Source organism: Leptolyngbya sp. FACHB-711, assembly GCF_014695615.1.
Lineage (GTDB): Bacteria > Cyanobacteriota > Cyanobacteriia > Elainellales > Elainellaceae > Leptolyngbya_A.
Window position 1 is genome coordinate 1 of sequence record NZ_JACJOR010000261.1, and the last position, 12,111, is coordinate 12,111.

General features: G+C 53.6%; 10 protein-coding genes. 1 reads left to right on the forward strand and 9 read right to left on the reverse strand.

The genetic code is table 11. The annotated features are described in order from the left end of the window. On the reverse strand, window positions 1-435 hold a 435-nt coding region (locus H6F80_RS10145; protein WP_199296487.1), incomplete at its 3' end, for a glycogen debranching enzyme N-terminal domain-containing protein. 424 nt (window positions 436-859) lie between these two features. On the opposite strand from H6F80_RS10145, the gene H6F80_RS10150 reads away from it, so the two are divergent. Beyond that, on the forward strand, window positions 860-1,471 hold the full coding sequence (locus H6F80_RS10150) for a redoxin domain-containing protein (protein ID WP_190791445.1): 612 nt from the start codon (window positions 860-862) through the stop codon (window positions 1,469-1,471). A 146-nt stretch (window positions 1,472-1,617) separates the two neighbouring features. Here the strand turns inward: H6F80_RS10150 and H6F80_RS10155 are convergent, their stop codons facing one another. From H6F80_RS10155 to H6F80_RS10190, 8 genes are all read right to left on the reverse strand, one after another. Then, window positions 1,618-2,529, reverse strand: coding sequence for an aldo/keto reductase (locus H6F80_RS10155; protein ID WP_190791446.1), 912 nt, complete (start codon window positions 2,527-2,529; stop codon window positions 1,618-1,620). 139 nt (window positions 2,530-2,668) lie between these two features. Beyond that, the gene (locus H6F80_RS10160) at window positions 2,669-3,148 is read right to left on the reverse strand and encodes a GNAT family N-acetyltransferase (protein ID WP_347277859.1); all 480 of its coding nucleotides are present in this window, start codon (window positions 3,146-3,148) and stop codon (window positions 2,669-2,671) included. A gap of 57 nt (window positions 3,149-3,205) precedes the next feature. Beyond that, the gene (locus H6F80_RS10165; RefSeq protein WP_190791447.1) at window positions 3,206-3,484 is read right to left on the reverse strand and encodes a DUF8624 family small hydrophobic protein; all 279 of its coding nucleotides are present in this window, start codon (window positions 3,482-3,484) and stop codon (window positions 3,206-3,208) included. A gap of 54 nt (window positions 3,485-3,538) precedes the next feature. Beyond that, entirely contained in the window at window positions 3,539-4,855 is a 1,317-nt protein-coding gene (locus H6F80_RS10170; protein WP_190791448.1) for an AmpG family muropeptide MFS transporter, read from the reverse strand. 328 nt (window positions 4,856-5,183) lie between these two features. After that, window positions 5,184-5,702, reverse strand: coding sequence for a GspH/FimT family pseudopilin (locus H6F80_RS10175; protein WP_190791449.1), 519 nt, complete (start codon window positions 5,700-5,702; stop codon window positions 5,184-5,186). Window positions 5,703-5,834: 132 nt separating this feature from the next. Further along, window positions 5,835-6,938: a prepilin-type N-terminal cleavage/methylation domain-containing protein gene (locus H6F80_RS10180; RefSeq protein WP_190791450.1), complete on the reverse strand. Its 1,104-nt coding sequence runs from the start codon at window positions 6,936-6,938 to the stop codon at window positions 5,835-5,837. 49 nt (window positions 6,939-6,987) lie between these two features. Continuing rightward, window positions 6,988-7,827 (reverse strand): type IV pilus modification PilV family protein, encoded by an 840-nt coding sequence (locus H6F80_RS10185; protein WP_190791451.1) that lies wholly within the window; start codon window positions 7,825-7,827, stop codon window positions 6,988-6,990. A 171-nt stretch (window positions 7,828-7,998) separates the two neighbouring features. Further along, window positions 7,999-12,096: a hypothetical protein gene (locus tag H6F80_RS10190; protein WP_206755059.1), complete on the reverse strand. Its 4,098-nt coding sequence runs from the start codon at window positions 12,094-12,096 to the stop codon at window positions 7,999-8,001. Window positions 12,097-12,111 lie beyond the last annotated feature (15 nt).

Genomic DNA, 12,111 nt, shown 5'->3' on the forward strand with positions numbered 1-12,111 from the left:
AAGCAGGGCAGGCTGATTGCCCTCATAGCGATAGTGAATCAGCGTTCGGGTTTTGAGTCTAGGCGGCTCATCGTTTTGGGGAGACAGCACTCCGTAGGGCATCACCAGGCGACGCTGAAGCTGCCAGTGCTCCTGTCCCCAAATCCAGGCGGGAACCGGATCAACCGTGAACGATCGCAGTAGCCGATCGCCCTGCGGAGAAATCGCGCCGCTAATCCAGAAATTCACGCCGAGCTGCAATCGCTGTCCGCCAATTTCGATCGCTGCATCAATCCGCGACAGCAGTAGCGTTCGCCGACCGGGAGGCTCCAGAGCCGCCATTAGCCAGCCATGATAAGTGCGGGTATGGGCATCGCAGACTGTTCCGCAAGCAAAGCTACCGATGCCGTTGGTGAGCAGCCACTCGCGGGTATCTCGCTCATCGATTCGATCCAATCCGGTCTCCTTAGGATAGTGGGTATTTCTATCCTACGTGGAGAAGTTTAAAGGTGAGGCAGGGAGTGAGTAGGTCTAGGAATGGATAAGGAGATGAGGAGTGCATAAGGGAAACTGCTTTGGGGCGGGATACTCAAAATCGTTATGAGTATGATATAGTCGTAACAGATTGTAATGACGCTCGAGCGCAGGCTTGAATCTCTGAAGCTTTTTGTAAAAGTTTTGATCAAAGATTCTCTGTCTTTCCCGTCATTTGAATTGTGGCCCAAGTCCACCTAACCCTAAGTCACCTGAATTATCCTGAAATCGCTCTGCACCGAGTGACCTGAACAAATTTTAGGACACGGTTCGGTGAAGAGTTCATCGGGTTCATGTTCGTTAGACGCACTGAGACGCATTAAGACGCATTTAAGGAGAGTAATTCATGACCTTGACCTACAGCATGGAAGGATGCCTCCGAGTTGGTCAGCCTGCCCCTGAGTTCACGGCAACGGCTGTGTACGATCAGGAATTCAAGACAATCAAATTATCTGACTATCGCGGCAAATACGTCGTGCTGTTCTTCTACCCGCTCGACTTCACGTTTGTTTGCCCAACCGAAATTACGGCGTTCAGCGATCGGTATGATGAGTTCAAGAGCATCAACACCGAAGTTCTGGGTGTATCGGTAGACAGCGAATTCTCTCACCTCGCATGGACGCAGACCGATCGTAAGGCTGGTGGTGTGGGTGATCTGAACTATCCGCTCGTCGCTGACATCAAAAAGCAAATCAGCGCAGCTTACAACGTGCTTGACCCGGAAGCAGGTGTGGCACTGCGTGGTCTATTCATCATCGACCAAGATGGTGTGGTCCAGCACGCCACGATCAACAACCTGGCATTTGGTCGCAGTGTGGACGAAACCCTCCGCACACTGCAAGCGATTCAGCACGTTCAGTCTCACCCCGACGAAGTTTGCCCTGCCAACTGGAAGCCGGGTGAAGCCACGATGATTCCTGACCCCGTGAAGTCGAAGAATTTCTTCGCTGCGGTGTAGTCTGCATCAATCTGAAATCGCGATCGTATTTTTAGGTCGATCGGGATTTGGATTTTTGAATAATTCTCAGTAGTTCTGAGTAACTCTATTAAGTGTGGTGGGTAACCCTGCCACGCTTTTTATTTTTATGTCTTATTTTGGTGTAGTTATGGGACTTCGGCTCCAGTTGAAGCAGTCCAGATGGTAAACCACTGCTCTCGCGTTAGCCGTAATTGTTCAGCCGCGACTGCTGCCTGAATACGATCGAGCTTACCGGTTCCCAGAATTGGAATGATCCGGGCGGGGTGGGTTAACAGCCAGGCAAAGGCGACCTGATCGATCGTGGCTCCGCCGAACTGTTCGCCAATATGTTGCAGTGCCGTTTGAATTCGCTGAGTGCGATCGTCTTTAGGTTGAAACAAACGACCTCCTGCCAGCGGCGACCAGGCCATTGGTGCGATCCGCAACTGCTGACACTGATCCAGCGTTCCGTTCATGAAGGGTTCTAGATGGAGCACCGAAATTTCGATTTGATTCGTAACCAGGGGAAACGGCAACCGCGAAGCCAGCAGATTAAACTGATTGGGCGTGAAATTCGACACACCAAAATAACGCACTTTCCCAGCTTGCTTTAGATCGATAAATGCCTGGGCAACTTCATCCGCATCCATCAGCGGGTCAGGACGATGGATTAGCAAAACGTCCAGATAATCTGTGTGGAGCTGCTTCAGGGAGTTGTCTACAGAAGCATGGATATGGGTAGCACTCGTATCGTAATCGTGCATCTGATGCTGGGGACGGCGATCGGACACAAGCCGAATTCCGCATTTATCAATGATTTGGATTTGCTCTCTTAACGCTGGATCTTCTGCCAGAGCTGCCCCAAACAGACCTTCGCAGGTGTAGTCGCCGTAGATATCAGCATGATCAAAGCTCGTGATGCCCCATTCTATAAGGCGATCGATCAGTTCCCGAATCTGAGCCGTAGTCATCTGCCATTCCGCCATGCGCCAAACGCCGAAGATCAGACGCGAACAAAGGGGTTCTGAGCCATGAAGCGGAAGTTGTGTGAGGGGCATGAGGGGGTGGGGAATGAGAAGGTAGGGGGGGAATGCAGGGCAGGGTGCGTATGTGAGACCGTTTGGCGATAAATAATTGAGTTCTATTCTGGTTTCAGTCTTATGTCTATGTCTGATGCCTACGTCTTATATTTGAGTCTTATTCTGAAAATTGCTTCACCATAAACACCGACTGCGGCTGATAGCCCAATTTCTCGTAGAGTCGCAGCGCAGCCTGATTTTGCACAAACACCTGTAGACCAACCTGGCGATCGCCTCTTTCACGCGCCCAATCTTCTGCTTTTTGCATCAGGGCAGTTCCAATTCCCAGGTGTCGATAATCGGGATGAACGTACAGCAGAAAAATATAGGGATATCGATCACCCTCAATTTGATCGATCGCGGTTCCCATCCAGAGACAGGCGATGGAAGGTGAGGAAGGTGAGGAAAAGGACGATGCGGTATGTTCGACCCAGAATAGCGGCGTTTCTGCAGAAAGATATTGCTCGACGGTATGCGAGAGGTGCGCGAATCCGTTCCCAGGAAAGAGTTCCTGATAAGTGCGCTGCATAAATTTGACCAGCAGGGCGCGATCGAGTCCTGAGCCAGAACGCAACCGATAGCCGGATGGCAGGTTCACCCGCTGACCTCGCAAGCAAAACGGCTACTCATGACCCAAACTTTGCTCCGAATCTTACTACATCGCGCCATCCACAGACGGAAAACCGCGAACGAGCGTTTCCAGAGTGGGCGGCAGATCGGCAACGCCAACATCCGTTGTGGAAGAAAGGGCAGGAGAAACGATCGCTGCGGCAGCGGTTTTTGTGGGTGAAGCTCCTTCCGGGCGGACTTCTTCGATGGGGGCAGGAGCCGCCAGGTCAGACGGTAAAAAGATACGAGCACTGACGGCAATCAGAGCTACAAAGAAAATTAGAACAACAATGAGCGGGGCAATATACTGACGAAAAATAGCCATGCTTGGGAACAGCAGCGATAAGGATTGAGCCGCAAAAAGCTTGATATTTCTATCCTACAACTGCGATCGATCTTCTTCGTCTGTCTCCAGTTCAGAATTATAAGACTCTGGAGGGTTCGCCAATGCGGGCTTTTGATTCCAGGGAGCGCAAATTGGCAGCAGCAGCAGTCCGGGCAGAGCCGCTAGCAGGGTGAGCAAAAAGAAAGTAGACCAGCCTGTTGCTTGTGCCACGCTTCCGGCAGGCGCGACCAAAATATCCCGACTAACTGCCACCAGACTCGACAGCAGCGCGTACTGAGTTGCCGAAAAGCGGTGATTGCACAAGCTAATTAAAAAGGCAACAAAGCCAGCCGTTCCCAGCCCGCCGCAAAAATTCTCGATGTTAATTGCCAGCACCATTGCCGGATAGTTCTGCCCCAACTGCGCCAGGGCGAAATAGGCGAGGTTGCTGACTGCCTGAAAAATGCCGAAGACCCAGAGCGATCGATAAATGCCGATTTGCCCCAAGATGGCGCCCCCTGCCAGCGCACCCACGATCGTTGCCAACAGCCCCATTCCGCCTTGAATCGCGCCGATATCCGTCTGGCTAAATCCGGTTTGCAACAAAAACGGCGTTGCCATGTTGCCCACTAATCCATCGCCAAAGCGATATAGCACGATGAAGAGCAGAATGGTCAGTCCCATTCCCAGGCCCGAGCGCCGGAAGAATTCCTGAAAGGGCAGAATCACGGCATCGGCAAGCGTGGCAGGCGGACGATTTTCGCCCAGGGATGAATCAGGTTCAGGCGCAAACAGCGTAAAACCAATACAAATCGCCATCAGTCCGGCAAGGCACAGATACACTAGCTGCCAGGAAATCCGATCTGCCAGGATCAACGCTAGCGATCCGGTGAGCAGCAGCGCGATGCGATACCCCAATACGGCAACGGCGGCTCCGGCTCCGGTTTCCCGTTCTTCCAGCACATCGACTCGGTAGGCATCAACCGCGATATCCTGCGTCGCGCTCAAAAAGGCAATCAGCAGCGCATTCAGGGCAAGCAACTGGAGGGTCTGTCGGGGGTTTTGCAGTGCCATCAAGCCGATCGCCAGCGTCAGCAAAACTTGGGAGACCAGCAGCCAGCCTCGTCTGCGTCCCAGAAACGGCGGCACATAGCGATCGAGCAGCGGTGACCAGAGAAACTTGAGCGAATAGGGCAGTGCCACCAAGCTAAATAAGCCGATCGCCTTCAAGTCCACCTGTTCCATTGTCATCCAGGCTTGCAGGGTTCGACTGGTCAGAAACAGCGGCAGCCCAGAGGCAAATCCTAGCAGTAGCAGCGCGGCAATTTTACGACTCTCAAAAACTTTTAGAAGCGATCGGGTTATGTGCACGAGTTCTTAACAGACACAGCATCGAAATTTAGACTGATGCCATCTTGCCACAGGTCAGCAGCACGTTAAAAGGATGATTAATAGCTGATGCCTAAGTGGTTGGAGCGAATTGGGAATTTGCAGGAAGTATGACGATCGCTGCATTGCTGCTACATCGATACTGCATTGATACAGCCTTGAGTCAAAATCTCTTCTTAGATAACTAAAACAGGAGGAGCGTATCTCAACTCTGAATCCGTTCTAAATCCGTAACGATCCTTTCCTTACGGTTGGGCTAGGACTGCTGGTTGCTCAAGAAATAGGTTTGGAAAAACCCAGCTGGAGCAAACTAGATCGAGTTGCAATCACTATTTTGAGCCGTTCGAAGTGTCCCCAGAAGTGTTGCAACAATTACACAGCGTTTTCGGTTGCTGTTTCCAGCCGAAGTCGCGGTAATAATCATATTTACGCCTTTTGTCACCGTTCCACGCGAATCAAATTCGACAACGTTATTGGGGGTAGTGCTGCTATTGCTCACTGCGAGTGAGAGGATTCCAGGTCGAAGCTGAGCCTGGGTTGTTTCTTCGCCCAATCGTACTGGCGATCGGCTACCAACCTGGACAGTTGGAGGCGTTGCCGTCGGGTTAAAGGTCACCGTTTGCGATCGGCGCGTGCGGATTGCATCTGCCTGTGCCTGCCGCAGTGTTTGCAGGATTTCATTTTGCGCCGTGTCTGCCCGTCGGGAAGCGGCGAATCCTTGCCAGCTTGGTGCAGCAATTGCGGCGAGAATGCCAGACATCAGCACTGCGACAAGCAGCTCGACTATCGTAAATCCGGCTGGTGCAGTCTGCCTAAATTCATATTTCATCGTCTGTCTCCTGGTTTCTCGTGGTATCGCTTCAAGACGATAGACCTTCTTTTGCAAATCCTTGCCCTCTTTGTTGATCTCGCTCTCGCTGGTCTCTTTTTAGGGGCGAGGGTCTAATAAACGGAATCACTCCTAAGGTTGACGGGTTAGGACACCGCGCAGCAGTACTCTGGTCTCCAGTGTGGGCAGCAGTTCAGCTGATCGAGCGCTCAGAGCCGTGGAGATTCCAGGTCTGCCGACCGCACTACCGCGTAGATATAAAACGACATCCTGATATTCACCGACCGTTTGCAAGTTTTGGGTACCGGTTACTGTGGCTACTTCCTGGGTAGAAATGACGCAGGCATAGAAACTACGAGGCATTGGGGGCGAAGAAACACTGAGCATGGAGTCTGGCGGAGAGAGGCTGTAGGGTTTTCTTGCAGCTGTTCCGTCGTCACCAGGACAGCGAACGGTTGTGTTAAAGGTGGTTTGCCCGTCTACATAATCAACCAGCGTGTTAACCGTGCCTGAGGAAGCGGCAGGGCGACCTCCTGCAGCAGTTTGCAGGTTTACACCGCCCATGGAAGGCCACGTTGCAAAATTTCCTTCATCGCCAGGGTTGACATAGCCAGATGTAATGGTTGTGCTATTCCCTTCAAACTGAGTTAATGCATAGCGCGTAATTCTCGCTCCTCCTCGCCAGGGAGTCCCTGAAGCAGGTCTTCGTTCGAGCGAATAAACCACTAACGCGTAGGACTGACCTGACATACAGCCCACTCCAGCGGGTGGATTGGCAGAAACACAGGCAGCTTTAACGGCATCCGGGAAAGGCTGATATTTCCAGAATGCAAGAATCGGCACCTTCCCTGACTCAGTAAGGGATGCAGGCAAATGCTGGGTCAGGGTTGGCATATATTCGCCGGTGTAAACAAAGACGGCTTCTCGAAGTTCATTGCTGATGTAGTCCATTGCAAGCTGCATTTCGCGCTGCGTTTCCGTGCGAGCTGACTCGCGCTGATCGGCTTGCATAAGCTGCACCACAATAAACATCAAGCCGGAGACCAGACCGCCACCGATCACGGCAACGACAAGCAGTTCCAGCAGTGTAAATCCTCGGTTGCTCGGTGTTGCTGCGATCGGAAGCAATTTCCCCTGGGGGGTCATCGACTTTGCCCGACTCGAATTGATTTGCTCTGGCTTTGCCTGAGGAATCAGCAGGCGTTTGAGCCGCGATAGAAGGAAGCGTCTAGCCATAGGGGTTGGGTACTCTAAGGATGCACGGAGTTATCAGAAACATTGAGCGTCAGGGAGAACCCGCCGGAAATACGCTAGAACAGGACGCAATTCTTTGGCGATCGGCTTGGGAAAAGAAGCTGCACAGCGAGGTTCTTTCTTCGGTCCAGACTAGCTTTGTGTAGAAAGCGGCGAGGGGACGTTTGCGGAGAGTGCCGCTGGTGAGCTGAAGTTGGGCAGGCTCGGTTCTCAGGTCGTTGGGTAACGTGAGCGCATTGCGGGATGCTTGCGGCGAAAAGTTTTCAGCTGCCTGAATCGGGTAAACCCGGATGCCAATATCAAACTCTGAGGGGCGCGACTGCTGACCTGTTGCTCCTTCTGATCTGGAAACTAAGCCAGGGGTACGAAAAATTTGCATTAGATACTCCGGCACGCAGTCGCCATCGACATCAATGGGCAACACCGCGTTAACGGCAACAGCAGGGGGAGATGAGCTTGGGTCAAACCGATTCGAGCATTCTGTTCCGGTCGGGTTCAGGCTTCGTAGCCGTGCATCGATCTGAGTCGGTGCAGCCACACTTGCCAGAGTTCCTGCCGTTGCTCCAGCCACTGACGCAGGGAGGCTTGCCGGAGCGTGCTGCCCCGTTGAAACCAGTGCCCGGATGCGATCGACCTCACCCTGAGCGACCTGGAGGGCTTGTTCTGCCCGGCGATTTTGGACTCGTGTAGCGGTGGCTAACACCAGTGGCGGGGCAACCATTGCGATTGTAATGACAATCAGCATGACTGCTACCAGGCATTCCATGATGGTTAAGCCTTGCTCAGACCCGGATCGGGAGACGATCGACGGTTGGCGACCCGATCGCCAGAGCAGAAACCAGATTAAACGGTGGGCAGGATGGGCAGACATAGACATCTCCTTGGCAGAACTCCTCCAGAACCATCAAACTCCAGAACAGGCAAATGCAGGACAAGCAAACTTTAGGACAAGCAAACTCTAGGACAGGCAAACGCAGATGGGCTTGAGGGAATGCCCTGCCGCAGGGGTTAGCAGCAAGGACATTCCATTGGGCGATCTTGCCTAGCTTGGGCGACAGCTATTTGGCGCGACGCATTGGCTCAAACGTGCAATATAGGGATCATCCGCCGGAGGCTCTGAGTAGAACTCGCTGCGAGTTGAGTCAGGCTGCTGGAATCGTTCGGCAACTGGAGCCGGAGGTCCGTATTGCAGTGCCGGATCATAACCCCAGCGGCGATCTGGAGCCTCGTAGTAGCAAATGTCTTCTGTGCTCGTATCATTCTGTGGACAACCCGCTCCCCTGGCAGGCGTGGCTCCCTGCTCCCAGGCATCCAGGTCAAACGGCGCAGTCGCATAGCTGCTGAAGTTGAGCTGAAGGAATGCTCCAGAGAAGAACAGGTCTTTGTCTTTCCACCACTCGATGAAGCGAGGGAAGTTGTGCAACCCTCCGTAGCCCTGGTTAGAGCGCGTCGGAACGAGACCTCCTACCACGATCGTGTTGATTCGTGTTGCGTTTGGCGCCTCGTTGATTGCCCGTCGTTGGCTCGTGCGATAAAAGCCGTCAGCTGCGCGGTATTCCCGGAAGCCGTCGTTCGCATTCCACTGAATGGGCATTCCACTGCGGCTAATCAAGAGGGGCGAATCCCCAATATCGGGGTTATTGCCAGATGCCAAATCTCGCAGAATCAGGGGATAGCTATCTGCAATGTTGGCAGTCACCCAGCGCGCCTGTTTCTGGGTGTTAGGCGGGTCAGCATTGGGCAGAACCGTCGGACGGTTTTGGTTCAGGAACGATGTGGTACGGGTACTGCATCCATAACGACCCTGTAGCGAAGAAGGTTCTACTTCCACTGTTCGACCACGCCGACCTGCGGTTGTCATCGCATCTTGGATACTGCCATCGCAGAACCTAGACGACAGGATCGTGACGGCATCTGCCACAACTTCGCTCGGTCGGAACTGGTCGGTTGTAGACTTCGCAAAGTTTTCGTTTAAGGTTCCGTTTGCCCCACCGGAGCCACGCTGGTAGAAGTTACCGTAGTTCGCTGCCAGGGGAGCCGTAAACTCTTCGAGAGCAGCGGGGGCTGCATCAAAGGTGCGGTGCAGGTTGAAGTCGCCCAGAATGTAGGCAGGGTTGGCTGTCACAAAGGAGAGGCCCCGCCACAGGTTGTTTTCATTGGCAGCAGCTCCGCCCCTGACCAGAGAGATGCCCTGCTTTAAGCGGAACCCGTACGGACGACGATCGGGATCAGGCAGGTAATCCACAGGTTTTGGCGTGATCCGGTTGGCAGCGTTCAGAGGGGGGTCGGTTGAAGCATAGGCATCGGCGTAGGTATTCATCTGGCAGGTCGCGGTCGTCTGCATACGCGCTTCGGTATTGCAGCTGCTCCAGCGATTGCTAGCCGGACGAACAATATTTGCCTCAGATACTGAATCTTCTCGGAAGGCGTACACAATACCGCTTCTGGGAAGCCAGTAGTCAGAGCCCACGCTGCTTTGGCTATTCCGCATCAGGTCGAGGTCGAGATCCAGGCTTCTGACCGTCATCATTTCCCGTCCGTTAAAGAAGGCATGATCCTTAAACATGACGGGGAACATTGCGCCAGGCGTGTTATTTGCGCCAGTCGCGCTAGTCAGCTGGAGCAGGCGAGGATAGTTTGCGTTGTTGGAGCTTTCTGCCGGGAAGGAGCAGGACACCGAGCAAACCTTAATCCAGTTACGGGCGTTGCCGTTGGGTGTACGACCATCCGTTACCCCAGTGACACTATCTGATAGCCCAGCACCTGTAGGCAGCAGCCAATCCTGCCCCGCCATAATCGTTCCCGTCGATCGATCGCGGAGTGCCCCACCCAGAGCAGTATGGCTGGCATTGGGCATTGGCAATCTGCGAGGACGCAGGGCAACATTCTCAGGACGCACCACGTTATAGGTCACCGTGGAATTCTGCAGTGAGATATAGGTTCCTCTGGTGCTCCGGTCTTCTGAGTCACGGACATAGAGGTCGTTTTCACTGCCTGCAATTCCCTGGTAGTCAGGATGGGAGATAAAGTCGTCTGTTCCAGCACCGTCAAGGGCTGCGGCAACCGTTGGGGCAGGGGTCGGATTGGTATCACTGGTTCCCGCAGGAAAGAGCGAATAGAGAATGGGATAGCGAGGACGATAGGAACAGAGATTGAAAAGCGCATCCTTGGGCGTGGTGTCGGTGGCAATGGCATTCCAGGCTTGGCATTGCCCTAATGGAGCCTGTGCTAATACCCGCTCTGTTTCGTTTCCTTCTTCTGCGCCTGTGTTTTCCCCATAGGCACCGTAAAAGCCAAACTGTCGATCGCGGGCAACTTGCTCCTTCGTAATAATGAGCTGAGCCAGGTAGATCTGGTCTTGGATAACCCGGCGGGCTGCCACATTTCCAGCACCCGGATCGTCGCGCCAGCGTTCTAACAGACGCACGTAGAACTCTGGGTTGCTGTTACGTTTCACTGCGGTCATGAACTCCCGCTCCGTACTCCTCATCAGTGCCAGATCTCTGAGAATGCGGCTGCCTGAAACTGAATCAGGCAGGGCTAAGTTTAAGGCTGGGTTGGCACTGCGAACCTTTTCGTTAATCTCACTCGCAGCCACCTCAGTCTCAGCATCAATCATCAGGTTAATCAGGCGAATGCGTCCCCGCAGACCAGAGAAGTACGTGACGATTTGATCATTCGTCAGGCTGGAGAAGTTATCAACTGTGATTGTGACTCCTGGGGGAAGAGGGCTACCCAGTAGTCGTAGGGTAGGACTTCCGGGTAATGGAATGGCTTCCAGGGTAGCGTAATCAAGCTTTTCCAGGTAATCGACGTTGTATGCCAGCATACCCAGGGTGCAGGCAGCGGTGTGGAGCGTTGTCTTATCAGCAGGACTCAGGGAAGCATAACCACGACTTCCATAGATAGCCAGGACTCTCCGCAGCATCGAGAAATCACCCCACATCGCCATGCTGGGATAGGGATGGACTTCGTTTCGACCTACTTGCGTTGCTGGAGGTTGGAAAGAGGGCGCGCCGCCGTTGGGATCGCCTGCAAAGTTCGCCAGATTTTTCAGGGCAGTGATCAGGCTACTGTTAGGGTTAGTAAACTCGTCCAGCCTGGGCGTTTCAAACTCCCAGCCATTTGTACCGCGACCCCGGAAGAAATCGCTAATCACCATTGGGGTTGCCTGATCGCTGTACCCAGGAATGGCTGCCGTTCCCTGAAGGGGAGTCGCTAAATTTTCAAATATTGAACTTCTATCCAGGGTTCCAGCGGTTCCCGGATGTACAGTGGTGGCAATACAAGCCAGGGGAAAGTCGCGACCCGTTTGCGCACTGGCATGGTAGACCGCAGTTGCCTGAACCGCTGGCAGATTATCGAACAGGGTGCGTCGCTGTCGCTGTTCGTTGCAGCGATTGGCTGCCGAGGAGCAACCTCCGGGCCAGGGGCGAAGCGGCTCTGATCCCGCACCCAGGGGATTACCGTCCGCTGAAAATCCACTTGCATCGGTGGGTCCGCCCCAGCCTGCCGCGTCGCCGAGTTCGAGCCGCTGCCCGACTACCAGCCGCAAACCTTCGAGCCTTGCCCGTCGTTCCCAGTAGCCATCAAGACCAACCTCTGAGTTTGCGCCGCCCTCAGGAGGATCAGCACTAATGAGATCTTGTCGATCGCTAGGGATGTCTTGCCCGATCGTGCTGCCGACGATCACTTGCTCAACTGGGAGGGGATTTTGGCGTCCGACTTTGGGCTTTGGACCAAGGCGATTATCCGCTCGGAAAATATCATCCAGGTAGGGTGTGGGCTGGGGCGATTGGATCAGTCTGCCTTGCGCACTATTGTTAAATATCCCATCCACCCAGTCCGTATCCGCAGCATTTTGAGGATTGCCATTGGTAATGCTGGCTCCACGAGAACGTGACTCGTCCTGAGTTTGCAGAACTACAGGTTCCAGCGTTAAGTCGGTGATTGAAGGCTGCGGCGAAACACGGGTGCGATCGACCGAATCGTTGTTCCTATCAAAGGTTTGATTTAACTGCGCCAGATCCGCATCAATTTTGACTGAACTGTTATCGGTGTCGTCTCTGGTAATGCCCAGAATGAACTGCCCAGCAAAGGTTTCTGTATTGGTGCTATTCAGATTGCGAGCAACGGTCAACTCCGACTTGTCAAA